Origin of the sequence: Cupriavidus alkaliphilus, from assembly GCF_014191175.1 — a bacterium.
Classification (GTDB): Bacteria; Pseudomonadota; Gammaproteobacteria; order Burkholderiales; family Burkholderiaceae; genus Cupriavidus; species Cupriavidus alkaliphilus.
Genome location: NZ_JACHWE010000001.1, coordinates 1372081 through 1398557, shown reverse-complemented (window position 1 = coordinate 1398557; position 26477 = coordinate 1372081). Strand labels below are relative to the sequence as shown.

At 67.9% G+C, this 26477-nt stretch carries 21 protein-coding genes; 3 read left to right on the top strand and 18 right to left on the bottom strand.

Features of this window, described 5'->3' with window-relative positions; all coding sequences use genetic code 11:
* Window positions 1–37: 37 nt before the first annotated feature.
* The 10 genes from FHX60_RS06570 to FHX60_RS06525 all read right to left on the bottom strand — a co-directional run bounded on the left by FHX60_RS06570 (window position 38) and on the right by FHX60_RS06525 (window position 12445).
* Window positions 38–901, bottom strand: a complete 864-nt coding sequence (locus FHX60_RS06570; RefSeq protein ID WP_112777448.1) for a glycine betaine ABC transporter substrate-binding protein — start codon at window positions 899–901, stop codon at window positions 38–40.
* Window positions 902–992: 91 nt separating this feature from the next.
* Window positions 993–2141 carry an FAD-binding oxidoreductase gene (locus tag FHX60_RS06565; protein WP_183282808.1) on the bottom strand — a complete coding sequence of 383 codons (1149 nt, stop codon included), beginning with the start codon at window positions 2139–2141 and terminating at the stop codon, window positions 993–995.
* A 22-nt stretch (window positions 2142–2163) separates the two neighbouring features.
* Window positions 2164–3402 carry an aromatic ring-hydroxylating oxygenase subunit alpha gene (locus FHX60_RS06560; RefSeq protein ID WP_112777450.1) on the bottom strand — a complete coding sequence of 413 codons (1239 nt, stop codon included), beginning with the start codon at window positions 3400–3402 and terminating at the stop codon, window positions 2164–2166.
* A 53-nt stretch (window positions 3403–3455) separates the two neighbouring features.
* Window positions 3456–4247, bottom strand: coding sequence for an electron transfer flavoprotein subunit beta/FixA family protein (locus tag FHX60_RS06555; protein ID WP_183282807.1), 792 nt, complete (start codon window positions 4245–4247; stop codon window positions 3456–3458).
* Window positions 4244–5416, bottom strand: a complete 1173-nt coding sequence (locus FHX60_RS06550) for an electron transfer flavoprotein subunit alpha/FixB family protein (protein WP_183282806.1) — start codon at window positions 5414–5416, stop codon at window positions 4244–4246. The genes FHX60_RS06555 and FHX60_RS06550 overlap by 4 nt, the downstream gene beginning before the upstream one ends.
* 4 nt (window positions 5417–5420) lie before the next feature.
* On the bottom strand, window positions 5421–7346 hold the full coding sequence (locus tag FHX60_RS06545) for a (Fe-S)-binding protein (RefSeq protein ID WP_183282805.1): 1926 nt from the start codon (window positions 7344–7346) through the stop codon (window positions 5421–5423).
* A gap of 2 nt (window positions 7347–7348) precedes the next feature.
* Complete coding sequence (locus FHX60_RS06540) at window positions 7349–9412, bottom strand: NADH:flavin oxidoreductase (protein WP_112777454.1); 2064 nt, start codon at window positions 9410–9412, stop codon at window positions 7349–7351.
* Between the two features lie 75 nt (window positions 9413–9487).
* A complete protein-coding gene (locus FHX60_RS06535; RefSeq protein WP_112777455.1) occupies window positions 9488–10021 on the bottom strand; it encodes a DUF5943 domain-containing protein in 534 nt (177 codons plus the stop codon).
* Window positions 10022–10161: 140 nt separating this feature from the next.
* The gene (locus tag FHX60_RS06530) at window positions 10162–11133 is read right to left on the bottom strand and encodes a dipeptidase (RefSeq protein WP_092318275.1); all 972 of its coding nucleotides are present in this window, start codon (window positions 11131–11133) and stop codon (window positions 10162–10164) included.
* Window positions 11134–11170: 37 nt separating this feature from the next.
* Entirely contained in the window at window positions 11171–12445 is a 1275-nt protein-coding gene (locus FHX60_RS06525) for a serine hydroxymethyltransferase (protein ID WP_183282804.1), read from the bottom strand.
* Between the two features lie 485 nt (window positions 12446–12930).
* On the opposite strand from FHX60_RS06525, the gene FHX60_RS06520 reads away from it, so the two are divergent.
* Window positions 12931–13956 (top strand): GlxA family transcriptional regulator, encoded by a 1026-nt coding sequence (locus FHX60_RS06520; protein WP_112777459.1) that lies wholly within the window; start codon window positions 12931–12933, stop codon window positions 13954–13956.
* Between the two features lie 92 nt (window positions 13957–14048).
* Here FHX60_RS06520 and fdhA read toward each other — a convergent pair whose 3' ends face one another.
* The 8 genes from fdhA to FHX60_RS06480 form a co-directional block, all read right to left on the bottom strand.
* Window positions 14049–15245: a formaldehyde dehydrogenase, glutathione-independent gene (gene fdhA, locus FHX60_RS06515; protein WP_111521872.1), complete on the bottom strand. Its 1197-nt coding sequence runs from the start codon at window positions 15243–15245 to the stop codon at window positions 14049–14051.
* 153 nt (window positions 15246–15398) lie between these two features.
* On the bottom strand, window positions 15399–16547 hold the full coding sequence (locus FHX60_RS06510; RefSeq protein ID WP_183282803.1) for a porin: 1149 nt from the start codon (window positions 16545–16547) through the stop codon (window positions 15399–15401).
* A gap of 181 nt (window positions 16548–16728) precedes the next feature.
* Window positions 16729–17193, bottom strand: a complete 465-nt coding sequence (locus FHX60_RS06505; protein ID WP_092318257.1) for a dihydroneopterin aldolase — start codon at window positions 17191–17193, stop codon at window positions 16729–16731.
* On the bottom strand, window positions 17190–17843 hold the full coding sequence (locus tag FHX60_RS06500) for a sarcosine oxidase subunit gamma (protein WP_260163513.1): 654 nt from the start codon (window positions 17841–17843) through the stop codon (window positions 17190–17192). The genes FHX60_RS06505 and FHX60_RS06500 overlap by 4 nt, the downstream gene beginning before the upstream one ends.
* The gene (locus tag FHX60_RS06495) at window positions 17833–20844 is read right to left on the bottom strand and encodes a sarcosine oxidase subunit alpha family protein (RefSeq protein WP_183282802.1); all 3012 of its coding nucleotides are present in this window, start codon (window positions 20842–20844) and stop codon (window positions 17833–17835) included. Before FHX60_RS06495 ends, FHX60_RS06500 begins: the two co-directional genes overlap by 11 nt.
* Window positions 20841–21137 carry a sarcosine oxidase subunit delta gene (locus FHX60_RS06490; protein ID WP_165835240.1) on the bottom strand — a complete coding sequence of 99 codons (297 nt, stop codon included), beginning with the start codon at window positions 21135–21137 and terminating at the stop codon, window positions 20841–20843. Before FHX60_RS06490 ends, FHX60_RS06495 begins: the two co-directional genes overlap by 4 nt.
* A gap of 19 nt (window positions 21138–21156) precedes the next feature.
* Window positions 21157–22401 carry a sarcosine oxidase subunit beta family protein gene (locus FHX60_RS06485; protein ID WP_092318251.1) on the bottom strand — a complete coding sequence of 415 codons (1245 nt, stop codon included), beginning with the start codon at window positions 22399–22401 and terminating at the stop codon, window positions 21157–21159.
* A 13-nt stretch (window positions 22402–22414) separates the two neighbouring features.
* A complete protein-coding gene (locus tag FHX60_RS06480) occupies window positions 22415–23803 on the bottom strand; it encodes an L-serine ammonia-lyase (RefSeq protein ID WP_112777464.1) in 1389 nt (462 codons plus the stop codon).
* A 339-nt stretch (window positions 23804–24142) separates the two neighbouring features.
* Here FHX60_RS06480 and FHX60_RS06475 point away from each other — a divergent pair, with 339 nt between their 5' ends.
* Window positions 24143–25249 (top strand): GlxA family transcriptional regulator, encoded by a 1107-nt coding sequence (locus tag FHX60_RS06475; RefSeq protein ID WP_260163511.1) that lies wholly within the window; start codon window positions 24143–24145, stop codon window positions 25247–25249.
* 115 nt (window positions 25250–25364) lie between these two features.
* Window positions 25365–26471 (top strand): S-(hydroxymethyl)glutathione dehydrogenase/class III alcohol dehydrogenase, encoded by a 1107-nt coding sequence (locus tag FHX60_RS06470; RefSeq protein WP_183282800.1) that lies wholly within the window; start codon window positions 25365–25367, stop codon window positions 26469–26471.
* The last annotated feature ends 6 nt before the right edge of the window (window positions 26472–26477 follow it).

Sequence of the window (26477 nt, the reverse complement as noted above, 5' to 3'; positions counted from 1 at the left end):
GTGGCCCGCAATCTTGTGCCACCGTGGGCAGGCGGAATTACTGCGCGTTCTCGAGCCACGCGCTGACGCGGTCTCCATGCGCGGCGATCCAGGCATCGGCGGCCGCCTCCGGTTTGGTGCCGTTCTGGATTGCCAGCATCACGCTGTCGATCTCGCCCGGCTTCCACTGGAACTTCTTCAGGAAGGCCACCACCGGCCTGGCCTTGTTCTCCAGGCCCGGGTTGACGACGTTGTCGACGTGCTCGGACTCGCCGAACACCTTCTTGGGATCGTCGAGGAAGCGCAGCTTCCACTTGGCGAACATCCAGTGCGGGGCCCACCCGGTCACCACCACCGGCTTGTTGCTGTTCATCGAGCGCGCCAGTTCCACCGTCATCGCGCTGCCCGAACTCGGCATCAGCGTATAGCTCAGGCCATAGCTCTTGATTGCCTCCGACGCCTTGCGCATTACCCCCGCGCCGGCGTCGATGCCGACGATGCGGCCTTCGAACGCGGTCTTCTGCGCATTGAGCTCGTCGATGCTTTTCGCGCTGACCGATGCCGGCACGATCAGGCCGATCCTGGCTTCGGTGAAGTTGGGACCCAGGTTGACGACCTTGCCCTTGAACTGCTCCCAGTACGCGCCCTGCGTCACCGGCAGCCAGGCCGACAGTGTCGCGTCGAGGTCGCCGCGCGCAACGCCCTGCCACATCACGCCCGCCGCGACCGGCACCAGCTGCACCGGATATCCCAGCCTTTTCTCGATGATGCGCGCGGCCACGTTGGTGGTGGCAACGCTGTCGTCCCAACCCTCGACGTAGCCGATCTTCAGGGTGGGCCTGGTGTCCCCGAGCGCGAGCGCACTCCATGTCAGCATCACCGAGGCGGCGCTGGTGAAGAATAATTTGGTGAGAAGTTTCATGTCTACCCTCCTGTCATCGGCGCCGAGGCGCTCCCTTTCCGAATGCGAAGCGCCGGGCGCCGTGGGCGCCGGATCTCGCACAACCCTTGCCTCACTTGTCGATCACAAGGTCCGATAGCGGCTTGCTGCAGCACAGCAGCACCATGCCCTGGTCGATCTCGCGCTGGCGGATGCCGCCGTTGTGCTTCATCTCGACCTGGCCGCTGAGCAGCTTCACCTTGCAGGTGCCGCACATGCCCTGTGTGCACGACGCCGCCAGCCGTACGCCCGCCTGGCGCGCCGCGTCGAGCACGTTCTGCCCCGCGCCGCAGGCAATCTCCCGGGCGGTTCTGGTGAAGCTGATGTTGAATTGCGCGGCGTTCGCGGGGGCGCCGGCCGCCGGCGCGCCAGCCTCCACCGCTGCGCCGGCGTCGGGCTCCGCCTGCAGGGTCTCGAACGAGAAGCTTTCCTCGTGGTAGCGCCTGCGATCGAAGCCGGCTTCGTCGAGCAGCGAGCGCACCGCCTGCATGTACGGGGCCGGCCCGCAGGTGAAGACCTCGCGCTCCATGAAGTCCGGCGCGACCAGCTTCAGCAGCGGCAGCGACAGGAAACCGGTGACGCCTGGCCAGTTGGTGCGCGTGCCGACCCGCTCGCACACGAACGCGGTGCGGAAGTTGCTGTGGTTCGACGCGATCAGGTCCAGCTCGCGCGCGAAGATGATGTCGTCGGGTGTGCGCGCGCTGTGCACGAAGACGATATCGCGGTCCTCGGCCAGGTCATGGTGCGCGCGGCTCATCGACATCAGCGGCGTGATGCCCGAGCCCGCCGACAGGAACAGGTACTTGTGCGCCGGATGCCGGGCGCAGGTGAACTCGCCGGCCGGTCCCAGCATGCGCACCGGCGTGCCCGGCTTCATGGTGTCGTGCAGCCAGTTCGACACCTTGCCGCCCGGCACGCGCTTGACCGTGATCGAGACCGTGTGCGGCCGCGCCGGCGATGACGAGATCGTGTAGCAGCGGTTGATCGTCTCCCCGTCGATATCGAGCTCCAGCGTGACGAACTGCCCCGGCTCGAATACAAAGGCGCGCCCCAGCGGCGAGCGGAAGAAAAAGCTCTTCACATCGTGGGTTTCCTGCCGCACATGGCAGCACACCAGCGTCTCTTCCGCGTCGCTGGTCCAGCGCTCCGGAAGCGCGTTCCAGAACGACGGGCGTGTCACCCGGCTGTCTGCCGATTCAAACTGCACCGCTTCGCGCATCATCTCGACCTCCCCTCCCTTGCGCTCAGGCCCCGATCTGCTCGGCGAGCCGGCGCACGTACCAGGCCGAGAACTTCTCGACCAGGCCTTCCGTGAACGGCGAGTACGGGCCGGGCTCGTAGGCGCTGCTGCCAGCGCCGCGCTGCGAGTACTCGACCAGCGCGCGGTCCTGGTCGTTGGTCGCGTTCCAGACCGCGGTCAGGTTCTTCACGTCGTAGTCGACGCCCTCGCGCGCGTCCTTGTGCACCAGCCATTTGGTGCGCACCAGGGTTTCGCCGGCTGACAGCGGTATCACCGAGAACGTGACGATGTGGTCGCTCATGAAGTGATGCCAGGAGTTCGGCTGCGTCCAGAACGACAGGCCGCCCAGGTCGGCCTGCTCGAACTGGCCCAGCAGCTTCTTGGACGCCACCTTCGCGTCCAGCGTCTGCGACTCGCCGCTGCGGTCCAGCGGCAGGCGCTGGGTACGGAAGCCGGTGGTTTCCAGCAGCCGCTCGATCTCGGCCGAGGGCAGCTTCATCGCTTCCCACTCTTCGGCGCGCGTGCGGCAGGTGCGCTCGAACGCCTCCATGCCCTCGGCGTTGGCGGGCGAGCGCTGGTAGCCGAAGCCGTACTCGTACAGCGAAATGGTCAGCTCCGGATGGTTCGCGACACAGTGATAGCACTCGCGGTTGTTCTCCATCGTCAGCTTCCAGTTGCCCTGCTCGATGATGTCGACCTGCGCGGCGACCTTGGTGTTGGGCAGGTCATGCGGCAGCAGGTACGGCTCCATGGCAGCGCGCATCGCCGCGAAATCGGGCGGCTCCTTGGCCAGGCAGACGAAGATCAGCCCGGCAAGGTTCTCGACGTGGACCGATTTCAGGCTGTGCTTGCAGCGGTCGAACTTCTCGCCCATGTGCTCGGCGAACATCAGCTCGCCGCTCAGGTTGTAGGTCCAGCTGTGGTACGGACACACGATATTGCCCACCGTGCCCTTGTCCTCGTTGCACAGGCGCGCGCCGCGATGGCGGCACACGTTGTGGTAGGCGCGCACCTGCATGTCGTCGTCGCGCACGATCAGGATCGAGTCCTGGCCGAGCTCGACGGTGACGTAGTCACCCGGCTCGGGCACGTCGGGCTCGACCGCCACCTGGATCCAGTGCTGGCGGAAGATTGCCTCCATGTCGAGCGCGAAGATCTCGTCGCTCAGGTAGAAAGGCGCCTCGAGGCTGTGGCCCGCCTTGCGCCGCTGCACCAGCGCGCGAATGTCTGCCGATACGTTCATCGTTTGCTCCGGATTCCCTGCGTCCCTGGTTGTTTGCCGACAGGCCGGCAATGTCAGTAGTCGATGAGTTGATGCTCGCGTAAATAGGCGAGGATGACTTGTGCTTTTTCGACCGAAGTCCCACCGTTTACGACGTTGCCGCCGCGGCTCTCGGTGGTGGTCGCGGACAGCATGCGGGCGTGGCCAGAACGCTTCTCGGCCGCCGCCAGCCTGACCGGCTTGCGCTCGACGGCGCCCAGCGTCCAGGCGGCGGCCTCGTGGTCCGCGTAGCGGGCTGCCGGCGCAGTGCGCACGGTGCCGTCGCGCAGGCGGGCGTAGGCGTAGCGCGGCTGCGCATTCGCCAGCGGGTGCACCGCCACCACCGCGGGCAGCGCCGCATCGACGCGCCGGCGCAAGCCCTTGGGCAGGAACTGCCGCACGGCGACGCGTCCACCCTCGATGTCGATGTCGATATCGACAGCGGCGCCGACCAGCGGCCGGCCGAGCACCGCGGCAAGGCGGTACGGCAGCATGCCGGTGTCGTAAGCGCCCTCGGCGCGGGTCCCGGTCAGCACCAGGTCGCAGTGCTTCACGTGCGCGGCCAGCACGCGCGCCGCGTCGTCGCCGGCGCCGCACGCCAGTACCTCGATCTCGCCGGCACCGAGCGCCAGGTAGTCGGCCAGTGCCGGATCGGCGGCATCGCCCGCGTGCAGCACGGCGAGCTGCGCGCCGTGCCTGGCGGCCAGGCCGCGCGCAAGCTCGAGCGCGGCGGCGTCGTTGCGGCTGTAGCGCGGCGCGCCGCTGACCGGATGACGGCCGATGGAGACCAGCACCGCGATGCGCTTCAGTTGTCGGGGGGCGTTCATGCTGCAACTCCTGCGAGTTCCCTGGGGCGCGCCGGGGCCGGCTGGCCCGGCGCAGCGCGTGCCGCCTGCACCAGCGCGATCAGTTCGGCGATGGTTTCGCGCGCGTCGCCGACGACGGTCAGGTTCGCGCGCCTGGCGATCGGCGCGCTGCCGTCGACGTTGACGGCAATCACGTGGCGGCAGTCCTTGATACCCTGCAGGTGCTGCACCGCGCCGGAGATGCCGAAGGCGATATAGACGCTCGCCTCGACCGTCTTGCCCGTGGCGCCGACCTGCTTGTCGCGGCTGAAATGCCCGTTGTCCACCGCGACCCGGCTGGCGGCGACGGCTGCGCCGAGCGCGCCCGCGAGCTGCTCGAAGGCACCGATATCCGCCACGCCGTTGCCGGCCGCGACGATGAAGTCCGCCTCCTCGAGCGCAACCCGGGCGGCATCGATCTGCTCGATGCCCTGGTCGCGGTACGGGTGCGTGCTGCTTCCCTTGGCGAACAGAAAGTCGGGCGAGAGCCGCTCGCCGGCGCCGGTGAACGGCAGCTTCGCGTCGACCGCACCGGGCGCCAGCAGGATCACGTCGGGCAGCGCCCGGGTCGCGAACGAACGCCTGGCGTGCGCAAACGTGCCGACGTGGCGCGCATCGATCTCGACCACGTGGGTCGCGACGCTGGCCCCGGCCTCCGCCGTCGCCGCGGCATAGCGCCGGCCAAGGTCGCCATCGCCCGCGGCGTTGTCGGGCATGAAGACATGCCTGGCCGACAACGCGGTAGCGCAGGCCTGCAGCGCGCGCAGTTCCGCCTCGGGGGCGAAGGTGCGGCGGTCGAACTCGGGCAAGGCGATCAGCTTGTCCGCGCCCAGGTCCGCGGCATCGTCCTTCATCTCGCCGAACACCAGCAGCGCGACCTCGGTCTGCGCGTCGGCCAGCAATGCCGCTGCGGCAACCGCCTGGCGCGCATGCTCGTCGAGCGCGCCGCGCTCGCTGTGCGCGGCCACCAGCATCACGTAGCGCGGGTCGCTTACCATGCGCCGCGGCTTTGCCGCCGCGCCATGGCCGTGCGCGGGCCAGTGCGCGGCGCCCGCGTCGGCGCTGCCGGCCTCGCCCAGCGTGATGCGCCTGAGGCCCGCCGCGGTGATGATGAACGGCCGGCGCGGATCGATTCGTTTGATCGTGTCCATCGATTTACTCCAGGGAGGCCGCAACCAGTTCAGCCACGTCGAGCACCTCGGGCCGCGGGCCGACCACGCCCTCGAGCATCGCGGTGCAGTTGGGACATCCCACCGCGACCACTTCCGCGCCCACCGCGCGCGCGTCGGCGATGCGGATATCGGGAATGCGCTGCTTGCCCGGGATGTCGGTCAGCGGCGCCCCGCCGCCACCGCCGCAGCAGCGGCCGCGCATGCCGTGGCGTTCCATCTCGACCACCTGGATGCCGATGGTCTTGAGCAGCTTGCGCGGCGCCTCGGTCTCGCCGTTGTAGCGGCCCAGGTAGCACGGATCGTGATACGTGGTGCGCTTGTCGCTGAGCGCTTCCACTGCCCTGGGGGCGATCAGTCCGCTCGCCGCCAGCTCGGCCATATAGGTGGTGTGATGCTTGACCGTGACACGCAGCCCGAGCGCGCGGTACTCATTGCGCAGGCTGTGCATCACGTGCGGGTCCGCGGTCACGATCTGCTTGAACGAGAGCGTGCCGAGCGTGCCGATCAGGTGCCTGGCCAGCTGCTGGAACGTGGCCTCGTCGCCGAGCCGGCGCGCAACATCGCCCGTGTCGGTTTCGACCTCGCCCAGCACTGCATAGTCGACGCCGGCCTTGTTCAGCACCTTGACCAGCGCGCGCAGGGTGCGCTGGTAGCGCATGTCGAAACCACCCTCGCCGGCCACCACCAGCACGTCGACCGCCTTGGCGGGCTGCGCCACGGGTGCGTTCAGATCCACCGACCAGTCGTAGCGCGCCGCCTTGTCGTAGCCGCCCATGGTGCCGGTCTCGCGCAGGTTCGCCAGCACTTCGGCGCCCTTGCCCGGCACGGTGCCGTGCACCAGTGTCTGGTTGCGGCGCATGTCGACGATCGCGTCGACGTGTTCGATCAGCATTGGGCATTCCTGCACGCAGGCGCGGCAGGTGGTGCACGACCACAGCGTCTGCGCCTCGATCAGCCCGGACACGATCGTCCCGTCGGGTTCGCCGCGGTGCCGGCCGACGGGAATCCCCGGTGTCGGGCTGCCGGCGTAGGCGGCATCGGTGCCCCCCGCCATGCCGACTACCAGGTCCTGGATCAGCTTCTTCGGGTTCAGCGGCTGGCCGGAGGCGAAGGCCGGGCACGCCGCCTCGCACTTGCCGCACTGCACGCAGGCGTCGAAGCTCAGCAGCTGGTTCCAGCGGAACTCGACCGGCTTGGCGACGCCGTATTCTTTCTGTTCGATGTCGGGCAGCTTCAGCGCCGTCGGCGGCGTGGCGGTACCGCTGCCGGTATACGAGTCGGGCGTTGCGGCGAAGCGCTCCTGGCGCGAGTGGAAGGCCAGGTGCAGCAGGCCCGCCATCGCATGCTTCATCGGTCCGCCCGTGGCGGCGCCGACCGTCATCGCGAACGCGCCGATGCCGATCAGCACCGCGCACAGCACCGCGAACGCGCCCGACATGATTTCGGCGGGAACCACCGTGTACAGTGCCAGGCCCAGCGCGAACGCGCCGAGCAGCCAGGGCAGCGTGTTCCACGGCCCCTTCGACAGGCGCGCCGGCACATCCTTCGCCTTGCGTCGGCGCCAGACGAAGACCGCGCCGACCAGCATCGCGAGCGCCGCGACCAGGATCAGCTTGTCGAGCCATGGCGAATAGATTGCCAGGCCGTAGTTGACGAACACCAGCGCCAGCGCGGCAATCGCCCCGCCCGCCGTGGCCACGTGCGTCCTGGCGATATACGGATCGCGCGCCACCACGTGGTGCAGGTCGACAAAATAGCGCTTGGGGATCGCGAACAGGTTGGCGATGGCGGCCGAGCCGGGCGCGGCCGCCCGCCCTGCCCGCCAGTACGACGCGCGCCGCAGCAGCGCAAAGGCCAGCCCCGCCACCGACAGCCACAGCAGGACGGTAATCAGCAAGGATGGTTGCATGGTCAGAAGTCCTTGACGAGGCGCAGCGCGTCGTAGATCGCGCCGTGGATGTTGTGCATCGAGATGCAGTCGCCAACGCGGAACAGCAGGAAACGGCCGTTGCCGAGCGTTTCCGACAGGCACGGCTGCGGCTCGGCGGCAAACAGCTTGTGCACGTCGACCTGGCCGCGGTTGAGCGATTCCGGCTTGAGCTTCCAGTAGAGCGCGTCGTTCGGCGTCGAGCCGTTCTCGATCACGACCTGGTCGACCGCGCGCTCCTCGAGTTCTTCCGTATACTCGTTGCGCAGCACCGCGATCTTCTTGCCGTCTTCCTCGTAGACACGGTCGAGCCAGTAGTTGGGTGTATGGATTACGCCCTGCGCATACAGGCGGCGGTAGAAGATCGGGAAGGTGGTGCCGCCGCAGTCGTCGGCAACCTTCACGTCGGGCGTGACGATCTCGACCTTTGCGCCGCGGCTGGCCAGGTAGTCGGCAACGCCAGCGCCGGCATGCGTGCTGACGCCGTCGTAGACCAGCACGTTCTGCTTCGCCTCGACGCGCCCGGACAATACCTCCCACGAGCTGACGGCCAGCCCGTCGGCAACGCCCCACGCGGGCACCTGGTCGGAGAAGGCGCGGCCGCCCGTGGCCAGCACGATGATGTCCGGCTTTTCAGCCATGATCATCTTCGCATCGGCCTCCACGCCGAGCCGGCGCTCGACGCCGAGGCGCTTCGTTTCCATGTCGAACCAGCGCACGATGCCGGCCATCTGCTCGCGCTGCGGCGCCTTCGACGCCAGCATGATCTGCCCGCCGACCTCGGCATTCTTCTCGAACAGCACCACGTCATGCCCGCGCGCGCGCGCCACCCGGGCCGCCTCCAGGCCCGCCGGGCCCGCGCCGACCACCACCACCTTGCGCTTCGGCCCGCGCGATTTCTCGATCACGTGGGGCATGGTGGCCTCGCGGGAGGTGGCGGCATTCTGCACGCACAGCACGTCGAGGCCGTTGTACTGGCGGTCGATGCAGTAGTTCGCGCCGACGCATTGCTTGATCTCGTCCTCGCGGCCGTCGCGGATCTTGATGACCATGTGCGGATCGGCCATCTGCGCGCGCGTCATGCCGACCAGGTCGACCATGCCGCTTGCCAGCAGCCGCTCGGCCTGCCCCGCGTCGCGGATGCTCTGCGCGTGCATCACCGGGATCTTCACCACCGACTTGATGCCCGCGGCCAGGTGCACGAACGGCTCGGGCGGCAGCGCCATCGGCGGCATGCAGTTGGCCAGCGTGTTATGCGTGTCGGCGCCCGAGCCGATCACCCCTAGGTAGTCGATCAGCCCCGACTCCGACATGGCCTGCGCGATCTCCTTGAGCTGCTGGTGATCGAGCCCGTCCTCGTGGAACTCGTCGCCGCACATGCGCAGGCCGACGCAGAAGTCCTTGCCGACCGCCTCGCGCACCGCCTGCAACACCTCCACGCCGAAGCGCAGGCGATTCTGCAGGCTGCCGCCCCATTCGTCGGTGCGGAAGTTGGTGCGCGGGCTCCAGAACTGGTCGATCAGGTGCTGGTGCGCGGCCGAGATCTCGATGCCGTCCATGCCGGCATCCTGGACGCGCTTTGCCGCCGCGGCGAAGTCGGCAATGATGCGGCGGATCTCTTCCACCTCGATGATCTTGGCGTTGCCGCGGTGCACCGGCTCGCGCACGCCCGAGGGCGACATCAGGTGTGGCCAGTGCTCGCCGTGGAACGCCGAGCGGCGCCCCATATGAGTGGCCTGGATCATGATCTTCGCGCCGTGCCGATGCATCGTCTCCGCCAGCCGGGACAGCGGCTCGACGATGCGGTCCGTGGCCAGGTTCACCGACTTCCACCAGCCCTGGGGGCTGTCGATCGACACCGGGCTTGAGCCGCCGCAGATCGCCAGGCCGACCCCGCCCTTCGCCTTTTCTTCGTAGTAGCGCAGGTAGCGGTCGCCCGGCAGGCCGTCCGGCTCGGCGTACACCTCGGCGTGCGCGGTGCTGACGATCCGGTTGCGCAGCGTCAGCTGGTTGAGCTGCAGGGGTTTGAACAGGTGGGGATAGCGCATCGCAGGCGACCTCTGGCGTTCGTATGTCTTCGTGTTGCGTCTTTGGTGTTGCGGTGGAAGGCGGTGCTCGCGCGCTCAGACGGCGATCGCCGACACCTGGAACACGCAATGCCCGTGGCCCTCGGCCGCGCACTGCGCTTCCTTCGATTGCGCGCGCGGCCCGCCGCTGCCGCCCGGCGCGGTGTCGTTGACCCAGTCCATCGCGCCGGCGAACCAGCCGGCGAACATGTAGCAGAGCTTGCCTTCCTTGCCCGGCTGCGCCAGCACGAACGACGAGTGGTGCAGCGCGATGCGCGCGTGCGCCGTCGCCGGATCGGCTTCGAGCAGCGAGAACAGGCCCCAGCCGCGCTGGGACAGCCGCTTCAGGTAGTGCTGGTACACCGCCATGCCGGTCAGGCCGTGCAGCTGCGCCTCCTTGTCGCACCAGTGGTAGGCCGACTTGTAGCCGGCCTTGTACAGGATCTCCGCGTACGCCTCGACGCCGAGCGTCTCTTCGACGGCGACGTGGTTGTTGGTGAAGAAATGGCGCGGGACATACAGCATCGGCAGCGCGTCGGTGGTCCAGACGCCGGTATCGGGATTGACGTCGATCGGCAGTTGCGGTTGCATCGTGGTGGCTCCGTGAGGATGAATTTGCCGCTTGCGTCGTTGCGCAGGCGCGGCATTGCCCGCGTGCCCGCTCGGTGCGCGGGCACGTCCCGTTTATCGTGAATCGCTTGAAGAATGGCTGCGGCTGGCGTGGCGCCCGCTCAGGCGCCCCAGACCTCCCTGAACACCCGCACCCAGTTCTCGCCCATGATCTTGCGGATGCGCGACGCCTTCCAGCCCGCGCGCTCCATCGCCGCGGTCAGGTTCGGGAATTCGCCAATGGTGCGGATGCCTTCTGGATTGACCACCTTGCCGAAGTTGGTCAGGCGGCGGTAGCGGCCCTTGTCGTGCGTCAGCATGTCGAAGAACTCGGTGCTGTAGCCCTGCGTGAAGTCGGTGCCGATGCCGACCGCATCCTCGCCGACCAGGTTGACGACATAGTCGATCGCCTCGATGTAGTCCTCGACGGTGGCGTCGATGCCGCGCTTCAGGAACGGCGCGAACATGGTCACGCCGACGAAGCCGCCGGCATCGGCGATCTCCCTGAGCTGCGCGTCGCTCTTGTTGCGCGGGTGCTCCTTCAGGCCGGATGGCAGGCAGTGCGAATAGCAGACCGGCTTCTTGGAGAAGGCGATGGCTTCGGACGAGGTGTTGCCGCCGACATGCGACAGGTCGACCATGATGCCGACGCGGTTCATCTCGGTGATCACCTCGCGGCCGAAGTCGGACAGCCCGCCGTCGCGCTCGTAGCAGCCGGTGCCCACCAGGTTCTGCGTGTTGTAGCAGAGCTGCACCACGCGCACGCCCATGTCGGCGAACGCCTCGATATAGCCCAGGTTGTCCTCGAACGCGTGCGCGTTCTGGAAACCGAGGATCACGCCGGTCTTGCCTTCGCGCTTGGCGCGCAGGATGTCGTCGGTGCCGCGGACCAGGGTCAGCAGTTCGCTGTGGTCACGGATCTGCTGCTTCATCTGCGCGATGTTGTCGACGGTCTTGGTGAAATTTTCCCAGACCGAGACGGTGCAGTTGGCGGCGGTGACGCCGCCCTTGCGCATGTCTTCGAACACCGAGCGCTCGAACTTCGAGATGTTCAGGCCGTCGATGATGATGCTGTCTTCGTGCAGCGGGCTCATGGTTTGCTCCACTCCTTGGCTCAGTTCTGGTCGCATCTCAGTAGATCGGGAAGCGGTCGCACAGCGCGAAGATCTCGCGCCGCACGCGCTGCTCGGTGGCCGGGTCGCCTTCCGGGTTCGCGCGCAGCGCCTCGAACACCTCGAGGATCAGCCGGCCGACCTGGCGGAACTCGGCGACGCCGAAACCGCGCGTGGTGGCGGCCGGGGCGCCCAGACGGATGCCCGAGGTAATGGTCGGCTTCTCGGTGTCGAACGGAATGCCGTTCTTGTTGCAGGTGATGCCGGCGCGCTCGAGCGCCTGCTCGACCTGCGTGCCCTTGAGCCCCTTGGGGCGCAGGTCGACCAGCAGCAGGTGATTGTCGGTGCCGCCCGTGACCAGGTCGACGCCGCCCTCCTTCAGCACTTCGCCGAGCGCCTGGGCGTTCGCCAGCACATTGTCGATATAGGTCTTGAACTCCGGCTGCAGCGCCTCGCCGAACGCGACCGCCTTGGCCGCGATCACATGCATCAGGGGGCCGCCCTGCAGGCCGGGGAACACGGCCGAGTTGATCTTCTTCGCAATCTCCTCGTCGTTGGTCAGCACGAAGCCGCCGCGCGGACCGCGCAGGGTCTTGTGCGTGGTCGAGGTGACGACGTGCGCATGCTCGACCGGGTTGGCATGGCGGCCCGCGGCGATCACGCCGGCGATGTGCGCCATGTCGACCATCAGCTTCGCGCCAACGCTGTCGGCAATGGCGCGGAAGCGGGCGAAATCCAGCTGGCGCGGGTAGGCGGAGAAGCCGGCGATGATCAGGCCGGGCTTGTGCTCGTGCGCGAGCGCTTCGACCTGGTCGTAGTCGATCAGCATGGTGTCGCGGTTCACGCCGTACTGCACCGCGTTGAACCACTTGCCGGACAAGGCCGGCCTGGCGCCATGGGTCAGGTGGCCGCCGGCATCGAGCGACATGCCCAGCACGGTGTCGCCCGGCCTGGCCAGTGCCAGCATCACCGAGCCGTTGGCCTGCGCGCCGGAGTGCGGCTGCACATTGGCGAAGCCGGCATTGAACAGCTGCTTCACGCGGTCGATGGCGAGCGCCTCGACTTCATCCGCGAATTCGCAGCCGCCGTAGTAGCGCTTGCCCGGATAGCCTTCGGCGTACTTGTTGGTCAGAACCGAGCCCTGCGCCTCCAGCACCGCGCGCGATACGATGTTCTCCGACGCGATCAGTTCGACCTGCGACTGCTGCCGCTCGAGTTCCTTCACGAGTGCGCCGCGCACCCGCGAGTCGCGCTCGGCCAGGGGCTGCGAAAAGAAAGACTTGGTGTTCGACATAGGGTATCCGTGGCTGATTGAATGGGCTGCTGACGGGGCGAAGCGCCCGCTGCGCCCGGAGGACTTGTCCGGTTCGGCGCAGCGTTGCCGACGGATCTATTCTTGTCGTTCGGGTTTTTGGCCGGTTGGTGAATTCAGACGCGTTCTTTTCCATTTCCGCCATGCGCGTCCGATTTGGACAAGTGGGCCACGCAACGCCTCGGAACCTTGTGCCGGATGCGGCCGGCCGCGCCACGACGGGCCCGGTGCCAAGCCCGTGCCTCCACCGGACTTCGATGCACCGCACCGGTGCCTTGCACCGACGCGGCGCCGTGCGCGCGCCACGTATTCTCGGCATTGCGGCGCTTGCGGCGGGTCGCCGCCACGCCTGGCTAGGGTTTCGCCGTATGGCACGTTTGTTGCGCGCGCATTATGAATATCGATAGACGGCACCGCGCCTTTCCCCAAGGCCACAAAAGCCCGCCAGAAACCAAGGAACGCCCCCAATGTCCACCGACCGAACCGCGTCGCTGTCCCACTTTGCGTTCATGCCGCTGCCCAACTTCACGATGATCGCGTTCACCAACGCCATCGAAGTGCTGCGCATGGCCAACTACCTGAGCGGGCAGGAGCTCTACCGCTGGTCAGTCATCAGCCCCGAAGGCGGCCCGGTGACGGCAAGCAACGGCCTGACCATCGACACGCTTGCGGCCGACAGCATCGGGCGGCCGGACATCGTGTTCGTATGCGGCGGCATCGACGTGCAGCGCGCCACCGGTGCCGGCCACCTGTCTACGCTGCGCCGCGCTGCGCGCGAGGGGCTGATGCTGGGCAGCCTGTGCACCGGCACGTACGCGCTGGCCAAGGCGGGGCTGTTGTCGGGCTATGCCTGCGCCATCCACTGGGAGAACATGTCGGCGCTGAAGGAGGAGTTTCCCGGCACGCGTTTCCTGAAGGAACTGTTCGTGATCGACCGCGACCGCGTGACCTGCACCGGCGGCGTCGCGCCGCTCGACATGATGCTGTATCTGATCGCCGCGCGCGTCGGCACGGGCCGCGTCACGCAGATCGCCGAGCAGTTCATCGTCGAGCATGTACGCGACACCAGCGCGCAGCAGAAGATGCCGCTAGTGGCGCGGCTGGGGTCGGCGAACAAGTCGCTGTTCGAGGTGATCGCGCTGATGGAGAACAACATCGAGGAGCCGTTGTCGCGCGAGGAACTGGCGCGCCTGGCGATGATGTCGCAGCGGCAGCTGCAGCGGCTGTTCCGCGACCACCTCGGCATGACGCCGACGCACTATTACCTGACGCTGCGGCTGCGGCGGGCGCGCGAGCTGCTGTTGCAGACCGACATGTCGATCATGCACATCACGATGGCGTGCGGGTTCCAGTCGGCCTGCCATTTCAGCAAGAGCTATCGCGAGGCGTTCGGGGTGGCGCCGACGCGCGAGCGCCGGGCGCAGGCGGCGCCGCTGGCGAAGGCGCCTTTGCATGGGCAGGGGCAGAGGTATGCGCCGGTGATGCATGCGTGAGGCATGCAGCACGCTGGCTTGCGCCCCTCTCCCGCAAGCGGAAGAGGGAGCGAACCTTCAGCGGATCTTCGCTCCCCCGGAACGTTACCGGATCACGCCGCCAGCATCCCGTGCGGATCGATGACGAATTTGCGCGGCGCGCCGCCGTCGAACTGCTGGTAGCCTTGCGGCGCCTGGTCCAGTGAAATCACCGACACATTGACGATCTCGGCGATCGGCAGGCGGTTGTGCAGGATGGCCTGCATCAGGTTGCGGTTGTACTTCACCACCGGCGTCTGCCCGGTATGGAAGGAATGCGACTTGGCCCAGCCCAGGCCGAAGCGCAGGCTCAGGCTGCCGCGTCGTGCGGCGGCGTCCTTCGCACCCGGATCGTCGGTCACGTAGAGGCCCGGGATGCCGATCGCGCCCGCGGGCCGGGTGATCTCCATCAGCGAGTTCAGCACCGTCGCGGGTGCCTCCTCCACATGGCCCGACGCACCGTGGCCGTGCGCCTCGAAGCCAACGCAATCCACCGCGCAGTCGATCTCGGGCGTGCCGAGGATGGCGGCGATCTGCTCGCCCAGCGTTGCGTCCTGCGACAGGTCGACTACCTCGAAGCCCATTGCCCGGGCGTGGGCCAGGCGCGCGGGGTTCATGTCACCGACGATGGTGCAGGCCGCGCCCAGCAGGCGCGCCGACGCCGCGGCCGCCATGCCGACCGGTCCTGCGCCGGCAATGTAGACGGTCGAGCCCGGCTTCACGCCGGCCGTGACGGCGCCGTGGTAGCCGGTCGGCAGGATGTCCGACAGGCAGGTCAGGTCGCGGATCTTTGCCATCGCCTGGTCCCGGTCGGGGAACTTGAGCAGGTTGAAGTCGGCGTACGGCACCATCACGTACTCGGACTGCCCGCCGATCCAGCCGCCCATGTCGACGTAACCGTAGGCACCGCCGGCACGCGACGGATTGACGCTCAGGCAGACGCCGGTATGCTGCTCCTTGCACATCGCGCAGCGGCCGCAGGCGACGTTGAACGGCACCGAGACCAGGTCGCCGATCTTCAGCGTCTCGACGTCGCGGCCGATCTCGATCACCTCGCCGGTGATTTCATGGCCGAGCACGAGGCCCACTTCTGCGGTGGTGCGGCCGCGCACCATGTGCTGGTCCGAGCCGCAGATGTTCGTCGTCACCACCTTGAGGATCACGCCGTGGCCGATCGCGCGACCGCTGGGATCGACCATCTTCGGATAGTCGATGTTCTGCACCGCGACCTTGCCCGGTCCAAGATAAACGACACCCCGGTTGTTGCTCATCGCTTCGTCTCCATGTCTCGTTAGGGCCTGCCGGGTCCGCGCCCGTCGGCGCGGCATCCACGGCATGCGTGTTCGAGAGTAGTGCGCTGCGCCGCGGCATCTTGTGCAAAATCCGACGCCGGTTTGAGCAGGCCCGACATTGCCGCCGGCGGCTCAGAACTTGTGGCGGATCGCGGCGCGCACCAGCACCTGGCTCAAGGTCGACGACGCGTCGGCCGCGCCGGGGATATAGGCCCGGTCCAGTGCCGTGCCGGTCCGGTCGCCGCTGACGCGCTGGTAGACGCCCTGCAGATAGACATCGGTCCGCTTCGAGAAGTTGTAGTCCGCCATCAGGCCGATGCTGTGGACCCTGGGCCTGGCCTCGCCCGACGACGCCTGGAACTTCTCGGTGGTCAGCGTGTAGACCGCGCCGGCATAGAACGCCGGCGTGAACTGGTACTTGAGGTTGAATTCGAAGTTCTGGAACTTGAGCGCGTCCAGCGTGCCGGTGGCGGGCAGGATCGACCCGGAGATGTACGAGGTCGACAGCGGCTGCGTCAGGTTGGTGTTCGAGTAGGCAAAGCCCGCCGTCGCGGCCCCGAAGGTGTAGTTGACACCGGCGCCGAAGATGCGCAGCCGCCGGGCCAGGAAGTTCTGGTCGTCGCCGGCGCTGATGGCACCGTTGGCCGTGGCCGACGGGTTGTCGGCCTGCAGGTACGCCGCCGCCAGCAGCCAGCCGCCGTTCGCGTACTGCATGCCCGCGCCGTACTGGCGGTTGTTGGCAAAGTTGGTGTCGTTGCTGAAGCTGTAGGTGCCGCCGAACTGGAAGCCGCCAAGCGCGGGGCTGGTGTACTTGACCGTGTTGTTGACGCGGAACGAGTAGACCATGTTGTCGTTGTCGTAAGGGTGGCCGAACAGGTAGCCGCCCCAGCTGCCGACCACGGTGGTCTGCGCCAGGTAGTCGATCACGGAATCGTACTGGCGCCCCAGCGTGACGGTGCCGAGCCGGTCGTCGGACAGACCGACATAGGCCTGCCGGCCAAACATCGCCCCACCCTGTGCCGCCCTGCCGGTGCTGGCATTGAAGCCGTTCTCCAGCTGGAACAGCGCCTTGAGGCCGCCGCCCAGGTCTTCCGATCCCTTCAGGCCCCAGCGGCTGCCCTGGGCGAAGCCGCTCTGCATCTCGACCAGCCGGTCGCCGCCGACATTGTTGGTGTAGTTGATGCCTTCGTCGATGATGCCGTACAGCGTCACGCTGCCCTGGGCAAAGGCAGGCGTGGAACACAGCAGCGCGATGGTCAGTCCTGGCGTGGCTTTTTTCATTGGATTTCCTCCTCGTGTCGTGGCGCGGCGCCGCCACGCCGATTGGCACGGCAGCGACGCGCTACGAGAGTAGTCTCCATCGCGGTATTGGCTGCATGCCAAAACCGACGCGCGCTTGGCCGGCGCCGCCACGCCTCAGGCAAGCCTGCCGCCACACCTCAGGCAAGCTTGCCGCCGTACCTCAGGCAGGCTTGCCGGTGCGGCGCAGGTAATCGGCGCGGGTCCATTCCAGCTCGACACCGACGCGCTGGGTGCCGGGGCGGATCCTGGGCTTGTGCGCCGCGAGGGTCAGGGTGTCGAGCGCCGGCCATTCGCGGAACGACAGCTCCGCGATGTCGGCCACCAGGGTCTCGAGCAGCCGCGTATGCGGCTTGCCCGCCAGGAACGTTGCGACGCGCGCGCAATAGCCCTCGTAGTCGATCCACTCGGCCGCTTCGCTGGGCTCGCGCCGGTAGCCCAGGCGCGCGTCGATCACCACCGGCTGCGGCGCGTCGTGCTCGTGCGGATGGATGCCGATGCGCACCGGCACCGTCAGGGCATCGATAAAGACGCTCCAGCCCCGCCCCGGCAGCAGTGGCGCCTCGAGGCCATCGAGTGCGTTGAGTCCCGGCCGCGGCTCGCTGAACACCTGCTCGACCGGCTTCATGACAGCAGCGGCGTCGCCGCGTCGAGCAGGATGCGGCAGAAGTAGTCGGCGAAACTGCGGCGCACCACGATCTCGTAGCGGTCGTCGCCGGTCGGCAGCAGGATGACGGGCGCCTTGAAGTAATGGCTCTGCGCGCATTGCCCCGCGCCGAACACGCGCGGATGCAGGTCGAGCGGGCAGCCCCGCGCCAGCACGTCGCGCACGCGGTCGCCGCTGATCTCGACCACCGTATAACCGCTGCCGACATCGACCGCGGCGGAGTATGAGCCGGCGATGGCCGGCGCCAGCTTGCCCTCCAGCACGCCGGCCGTCACCGGCGTGCTGGAGCGCACCAGCCATTCGTCCGGGCCTAGCCACAGCACGTCGTAGGCGGCGCTGCGCGCGACCGTGTTGGGCGCGGCCGGCGGACAGCAGCCCACCACGCTCTCGAACCCGTCGACGAAGGCGGCATCGGCCAGTTCGCCGCGCACCATCACCAGGTCGAGGAACTGCCGCTCGCGCACCGTGAAGTACATCGAGCCGCGCAGGTGCGGCGCTTCCAGCAGGCCGGCGGCGCCGACCAGCGGCGACTCCAGGCGCACGTCGCGCGTGCGGGCGCTCGGCACCGGCGCATCGGCCAGTGCGGTAGCAATGCCTTGTTCATTCCACATTCTGGCGCACTCCTTCGCTATCGTAGAAAACCGGGCTGGAAATCTTCGCGCTCACGCGGCGGCCATCGGCCAGCGGGATCGCGACGCTCTCGCCCATCTTGCCCAGCCCGCCCTTGACCACGGCAAGCGCGATCGAGCGCTGCAGGATCGGGCTGTAGTAGCTCGAGGTCACGTGGCCGATCATCGGCGTCGGCTCGGTGGTCGACACGCGCGTCTGCGGCGCGACGATCTGCGCGCCCTCGGGCAGCACGAACTGGGCGTCGTCGGTGAGCAGGCCGACGAACTGCTTGCGCCCTTCCTTGGCCGTGTCCGAACGCGTCAGCGAGCGCTTGCCGAGGAAGTCCTTCGACTTTGCCACCAGCCCGCCCATGCCGAGGTCATACGGCGTGATCGAGCCGTCGGTGTCCTGGCCGACGATGATGTAGCCCTTCTCGGCACGCAGCACGTGCATGGTCTCGGTGCCGTACGGCGTGATGTCGAACTCGGCGCCGGCGGCCATCAGCGCCTCCCACACCGCACGCCCGGCGTTGGCCGGCACGTTGACCTCGTAGGCCAGCTCGCCCGAGAAGCTGATGCGCATCACACGCGCCCTGGCGCCCGCCACGGTGCCGTTGCGGTAGCTCATGAACGGGAACGCCGCGTTGGCGAAGTCGATGTCGGCGCAGACCTTCCGCAGCACCTTGCGGCTGTTCGGCCCGACCACGGCGAAGGTGGCCCAGTGGTCGGTCACCGACGACAGGCGCACCTTCAGGTCCGGCCACTCGGTCTGCAGCCAGCGCTCCATCCAGGTCAGCACGCGCGCGGCGCCCCCGGTGGTGGTGGTCATCATGAAATGCTGCTCGCCCAGGCGCACGGTCACGCCGTCGTCGAACACCATGCCGTTCTCGTCGAGCATCAGGCCGTAGCGGCACTTGCCGACCTCGAGCTTGCCCCAGGGGTTGGTGTACATCCAGTTCAGCAGCGTGACCGCGTCCGGGCCCTGGATATCGATCTTGCCCAGCGTCGACGCATCGAGGATGCCGACGCTGTTGCGCACCGCCAGGCATTCGCGCTTGACCGCGGCGTGCAGGTCCTCGCCCCGCTTCGGAAAATACCAGGGGCGCTTCCAGTTGCCGACATCCTCGAACAAGGCGCCGTTGGCGACGTGCCATTCGTGCACGCAGGTCTTGCGCACCGGGTCGAGGAAGTCGCCGACCTCGCGTCCGGCGAAGGTGCCGAACGTGACCGGCGTGTAGTTGGGCCGGAACGTGGTGGTGCCGGTCTCGGGAATCGACTTGCCCAGCGCCTGCGCCAGGATCGCCATGCCGTTGATGTTGCCGAGCTTGCCCTGGTCGGTGCCGAAGCCCATCGCGGTATAGCGCTTGACGTGCTCGACCGACTCGAAGCCTTCGCGCGCCGCCAGCAGGATGTCGGCAGCCGCGACGTCGTTCTGGAAATCGACGAACTGCTTGGGCCCGCGCGCGGCGGCCTCGCGGCTGCCCACCAGCCACAGCGGCAGCAACGGGCCTTCGGCAACGGCGCTGACCTTCGGTGCCGCCGGCCGCTTGGCCGTGATGAAGCCGGCGGCCCTGGCCGCCTCGGTGCCGGCTTCCAGCGCCAGCGGCAGCGCCAGCGCCAGGTTGAATTCGCCCGCGGCCGCGCCGACGCTGCACTCGGCCTGCATCGACTTGCCCGGCACGAAGCAGGTCTTGTCGTCGCTCCACTGCGCCTTGCCGCCCGATTGCGCGAACAGGTGCAGCACCGGGCTCAGGCCGCCCGACATCGCGACCAGGTCGCAGGCGATCTTCGACACCTTGGCGCCGACCGCGCCGTTGGCATAGGATGCGACGCTGACCGAGTTCACGTGCGTCTTGCCGGCGGCGGCCACCACCACCGCGCCGTTCATCACCGCCACGCCCTGCCGCTTCGCCGCCGCGGGCAGCGCCCCGTTGGTGGTGGCGCGCGGATCGACCACAGTCACCCTGGCGCCGCACGCCTTCAGGTCCAGCGCCGCCTGGTAGCCGCGGTCGTTATTGGTGAACACCACGGCCTCGCGTCCCGGCAGCACGCTGTAGCGGTGGATGTAGGCCGACACCGCCGAGGCCATCATCACCCCCGGCAGGTCGTTGTTGCCGAACACGATCGGACGCTCGTGCGCGCCGGTCGCGAGGATCACCCGTTTGGCGCGGATTTTCCACAGCAGCTCGCGCGAGCCGTGGCGCATCGAGACCGACAGGTGGTCGGTCAGGCGCTGCGTGACGGTGACCAGGTTATGGTCCTGGTAGCCAAAGGCATTGCTGCGCGACAGGATCGTCACGTCCGGCAGCTTGCGCAGCTTCGCCTCGGTCTCGGCGACCCACTGCAGCGCCGGCTTGCCGTTGATGTCGGCGCGCGCGGCCAGCAGGCTGCCGCCGAGTTCGCACTGGTCGTCGACCAGGATCACGCGCGCCCCCGTCACCGCCGCCGCATGCGCCGCGGCCAGGCCGGTGGGGCCGCCACCGACCACCAGCACGTCGCAGTGCGCGTAGCACTTGTCGTAGCGGTCGGCGTCAAGCGTCGTCGGGGCCTTGCCCAGGCCGGCCGCCGCGCGGATCTTCTCCTCGTAGCGGGGCCACATCTTGCGCGGCCACATGAAGGTCTTGTAGTAGAAGCCGGCGGGCATGAAGCGCGCGAACTTCTGGTTGACCGCCATGCGGTCGCGCTCCAGGTCGGGCTCGGCGTTCACGCTGGTCGCGACCAGTCCCTGGTAAAGCTCGATCTCGGTCGCGCGGGCGTTCGGCACCGTGTAGGCGCCGCCCTCCAGCTGCACCACCGCGTTCGGCTCGGCCACGTCGGCGGTCATGATGCCGCGCGGGCGATGGTACTTGAAGCTGCGCGCGACGAAGCGCACGCCGTTGGCAAGCAGCGCCGAGGCCAGCGTGTCGCCCTGGAAGCCCTGGTACACGCGCCCGTTGAAGGTAAAGGACAGCGGCTTGCCGCGATTGATGCGGCCGCCGGTGCCGAGACGGTGTTTCTGACTCATTGCTTGCCCCTTCCCTGCGGTGCGTTGGCGGCGGGCTGGCCGAAGGTCTCGTAGCCCTTGATGTCATAGGTGACGGTGTCGCGCTCGGCCTTGAACCAGCGCCGGCAGCCCTGTGCGTGCAGCCACTGCTCGCGGTGCATGCCGCGGGTGTTGGTGCGCATGAACAGATAGTCGCCCCATTCGCGGTCGGACAGCTTGTCGGTCTCCAGCGGGCGGGCGATGTCGGCCTCGCCGCCGCACGAGAATTCGGATTCGGCGCGCGGGCCGCACCATGGACATTGGATCAGCAGCATGTCGTTCTCCTGCTTGGGGTCAGTGCGCGACGGCAGCAGCGCCGTGCTCGTCGATCAGGTGGCCGGTATAGAAGCGGTCCAGCGAAAACGGGGCGTTCAGCGCATGCGGCTGGTCGCGCGCGATGGTGTGCGCGTAGGCCCAGCCCGAGCCGGGCGTCGCCTTGAACCCGCCAGTGCCCCAGCCGCAGTTGAAATACAGCCCCTTCACGTCGGTCTTGCTGATGATCGGGCACGCGTCCGGCGAGGTGTCGACGATGCCGCCCCACTGGCGGTTCATGCGCACCCGCGAGAACACCGGGAACATCTCGACGATGGCCTGCAGCGTGCCTTCGATGACCTGGAAGCTGCCGCGCTGGCCGAAGCCGGTGTACTGGTCGATGCCCGCGCCGATCACCAGGTCGCCCTTGTCGGACTGGCTGATATAGGCGTGCACCGCATTGGACATGATCACCGAGTTGACCACCGGCTTGATCGGCTCCGACACCAGCGCCTGCAGCGGGTGGCTTTCCAGCGGCAGCCGGATGCCCGCCATGTCGGCCAGCGTGGTGGTGTTGCCGGCCGCCACCACCGCGACCTTCTTTGCCTTGATGAAGCCCTTCACCGTGTCGACGCCGACCACCGCGCCGCCATCGCGGCGGATGCCGGTGACCTGGCAGTTCTGGATGATGTCGACGCCGGCGCGGTCGGCGCCGCGGGCGAAGCCCCAGGCCACGGCATCGTGGCGGGCCACCCCGGCGCGGCGCTGGATCGACGCGCCCAGCACCGGGTAGCGGCTGTTCAGGTTGATGGTGGGCTCGATCTCCTTGACCTGCGCCGGCGTCAGGAACTCGGCATCGACGCCGTTGAGGCGGTTGGCGTTCACGCGCCGCTCGGTGTCGCGCACGTCCTGCAGCGTGTGCGCCAGGTTCATCACGCCGCGCTGGCTGAACATGACGTTGTAGTTCAGGTCCTGCGACAGGCCCTCCCACAGCTTCATCGCCTTTTCGTAGAGCGCCGCGGACTCGTCCCACAGATAGTTGGAGCGCACGATGGTGGTGTTGCGCGCGGTATTGCCGCCGCCGATCCATCCTTTCTCCAGCACCGCCACGTTGGTGATGCCGTGTTCCTTCGCCAGGTAGTACGCGGTCGCCAGGCCGTGCCCGCCGCCGCCGACGATGACCACGTCATACTCGCGCCTGGGCTCGGGGCTTCTCCACTGCTTCTCCCAGTTCTCGTGGTACGACAGCCCGTTGCGAAACAGGCTGAAGATTGAATAGCGGCTCATTTCCGACACTCCCTTAGCATTCAATGACGTTCACGGCCAGGCCGCCGCGCGACGTCTCCTTGTATTTCGTCTTCATGTCGGCGCCGGTCTCGCGCATGGTCTTGATCACCGAGTCGAGCGACACGTAATGCTGGCCATCGCCCTTGAGCGCCATGCGCGAGGCGTTGAGCGCCTTGATCGCGCCCATCGCATTGCGCTCGATGCACGGGATCTGCACCAGCCCGCCGACCGGGTCGCAGGTCATGCCGAGGTTGTGCTCCATGCCGATCTCGGCGGCGTTCTCGACCTGGTCGGGGGTGCCGCCCATCACCGCCGCGAGCGCGGCCGCGGCCATCGAGCACGCCACGCCGACCTCGCCCTGGCAGCCGACCTCGGCGCCGGAGATCGATGCGGTCTCCTTGTAGATCATGCCGATCGCGGCCGCGGTCAGCAGGAAGTCGACGATGCCGTCGTCGTTCGAGCCGGGCACGAACTTCACGTAGTAGTGGAGCACCGCCGGAATCACGCCGGCCGCGCCGTTGGTCGGCGCGGTGACCACGCGCCCGCCCGCGGCGTTCTCTTCGTTGACCGCCATCGCGTACAGGTTGACCCAGTCGAGCATCGACAGCGGATCGCGCAGCGATTCCTCGGAGCGCGTGCGCAGCCGGTGGTTGAGTTCCGCCGCGCGGCGCTTGACGCGCATGGGCCCGGGCAGCTCTCCTTCGACCTTGCAGCCGCGCTCGACGCAGGCGGCCATCGCGTGCCAGATCGCCAGCAGCCCGGCGCGCACCTCCTCGGCCGGGCGCAGCGCGCATTCATTGCGCAAGACCAGCGCGGCGATCGACAGCCCGCTGGCGCCGCACGCCTGCATCAGCTCGGCGCCGGTGCGGAACGGGTATGGCACCTCCGCGGCCGAGCGCACGCCGTTGACGCGGTCGCCGTCGCGGTTGACGACGAAGCCGCCGCCGACCGAGTAATACTCCTTCTCGACCAGCAACTGCCCCTGCTCGTCGAACGCCTGGAAGCGCATGCCGTTGGGATGCACCATGCTGCCGGTGCCGCTCATCAGGCGGCGGTAGAAACCGAGGTGCTCCTTTTCATCGAAGCCGATCTCGTGCTTGCCGAGCAGCCGCATGCGCTTGTCCTTGCGGATCTGCGCCAGGCGCGGTTCGATCGAATCGGGGTCGATGCGGTCGGGCAGGCTGCCTTCCAGGCCCAGCAGCACCGCCTTGTCGCTGCCATGGCCCTTGCCGGTCGCGCCGAGCGAGCCATACAATTCCGCCCGCACGCGGCGCACAAAGCCGAGTAGGTTCGCATCCTCGAGGTGGGATGCGAAGCGGCACGCGGCGATCATCGGGCCGACCGTATGCGAACTCGAGGGTCCGATGCCGATCTTGAACAGGTCGAATACGCTGACATTCATCTGACTGCCTCTCTGCGGGATGCTGGGGTGCTGGGTTGCTGTCGTTGGGAGCCAGTACAGCAGAGCGCGGGATTTGCAGATAGAACAAAACCGGCATCGGCGTGGGATGCCGGCGCCAGCGGCCCGGCCCTACCGGCCGGGATTTCGCTTTGGCGATGATTCGCGTCGGAATTGTGCAAGTCGGCGGCGGGCGGATCGGCGACTCTGGCGACTCTGGCGGGGACGGAACGCGTCGTCCGCATACCACTTTTCCGGCGCCGGGACGCCCTGCCCTGCCCGTCGACTCCGGGCTAACCCGGATCCGCTGTCCCGCGCGAGCCTGTCAAGATGAATGCCGCCATGACCCCAGACGTTCCCATTTCTCCCGTCGCCGCGCCGGCGCCCCGGCGCATCCGCTTCGGCATCGTGCTGCTGCCGAATTTCACGCTGACCGCGTTTTCCGGCTTCGTCGACATGCTGCGGCTGTCGGCGGACGATGGCGACTACAGCAAGCCGGTACGCTGCGTCTGGAGCGTGATCGGCAACACACTTGCGCCGGTGCGCGCGAGCTGCGGGATCCAGGTCGCGCCGTGGGAGACCTTCGATGAGGCCGAGCCGTTTGACTACGTGGTAGTCGTGGGCGGGCTGCTCCACTCGGGCCCGCAGGCAGGGCCCGAGACGCTCGACTTCATCCGCCGCGCCGCGGGCGGCGGCGCCACCCTGGTCGGCATCTGCACCGGGGTCTTCTCGCTGATGCGTGCCGGCGTGCTCGACGGCCACCGGGCCTGCGTCAGCTGGTTCCACTACTGGGATTTCATTGAGCGCTTCCCGTCGGCCGATCCCGACCTGCTGATCGCCGACCGGCTGTTCGTGATCGACCGCCGGCGCATCACCTGCTCGGGTGGGCGCGCGTCGATCGACGTCGCCGCGGCGATCCTGCTGCGCCACTTCGACCATGCCACCGTGCAGAAGGCGCTGCGGATCCTGCTGGTCGGCGAGATGCAGAAGGGCAACGCGCCGCAGCCGCACCCGCCGGGGCTGGAGCCGGCCACGCACCCGAAGGTCAAGCGCGCGATCCTGCTGATGGAGCAGCATGTCGGGCGCGCATTGCCGCTGGATGAACTTGCCTGCAAGCTCGACCTGTCGGCCCGCCAGCTCGAGCGCCTGTTCAAGGCCGAGACCGGCAAGAGCCCGCAGGTATTCGCCAGGCAGGTGCGGCTGCGCACCGCCGCATGGCTGCTGACCAGTTCCGACCGCAGCGTTGCCGACATTGCGCTGAGCTGCGGCTTTGCCGACGCCTCGCACCTGGGGCGCGAATTCCGCAAGCAGTACGGCGTGCCGCCCGCGACCTACCGCGACAAGGGCGCGCCGCCCGCCGCATCCGCCTTCGCCGCGGACGACGATGGCGACACACCGTGCACGCTCGTCGTGCCTGAACGCGAAGACGGGGACGCAAGCCACGCCTGATCGCGGCCACCGGCCAACCTGGGTCGGATTTCGGACAAATCCATGCCGGCCGGCCCGCCAGCGGCGCCGCGCGCCTTATAGTCTCGCGCTACGAACCAATCGACAGGACCGACCAATGAAAACACGTGCAGCAGTTGCCTGGGGTGCGGGAAAGCCGCTGACGATCGAAGACGTCGACCTCGACGGCCCGCGCGCCGGCGAAGTGCTGGTGGAAGTGAAGGCCACCGGCATCTGCCACACCGACTACTACACGCTGTCCGGCGCCGACCCGGAAGGCATCTTCCCGGCGATCCTGGGCCATGAGGGCGCGGGCATCGTTACCGACGTCGGGCCCGGCGTGACCTCGCTCAGGCCGGGCGACCACGTGATCCCGCTGTACACGCCGGAATGCCGCCAGTGCAAGTTCTGCCTGTCGCGCAAGACCAACCTGTGCCAGGCCATCCGCGCCACCCAGGGCAAGGGCCTGATGCCGGACGGCACCTCGCGCTTCTCGCTCGACGGCAAGCCGATCTTCCACTACATGGGCACCTCGACCTTCGCCAACCACATCGTGGTGCCGGAGATCGCGCTGGCCAGGATCCGCCCGGATGCGCCGTTCGACAAGGTCTGCTACATCGGCTGCGGCGTCACCACCGGCGTGGGCGCGGTGCTGTTCACCGCCAAGGTCGAGGCCGGCGCCAATGTGGTCGTGTTCGGCCTGGGCGGCATCGGCCTGAACGTGATCCAGGCGGCGAAGATGGTGGGCGCCGACAAGATCATCGGCGTCGACCTGAACCCGGCGCGCGAAGCGATGGCGCGCAAGTTCGGCATGACCCACTTCATCAACCCGAAAGAGGTCGACAACGTGGTCGACCACATCATCCAGCTCACCGACGGCGGCGCCGACTACTCGTTCGAATGCATCGGCAATACGCAGGTCATGCGCCAGGCGCTGGAGTGCTGCCACAAGGGCTGGGGCAAGTCGATCATCATCGGCGTGGCCGAGGCCGGCGCGGAGATCTCGACGCGTCCGTTCCAGCTGGTGACCGGGCGCGAGTGGAAAGGCTCCGCCTTCGGCGGCGCGCGCGGGCGCACCGACGTGCCCAGGATCGTCGACTGGTACATGGAAGGCAAGCTCAATATCGACGACCTGATCACGCATACGCTGCCGCTGGAGCGCATCAACGAGGGCTTCGACCTGATGAAGCGCGGCGAGTCGATCCGCTCGGTGGTGTTGTACTGAGCCTGG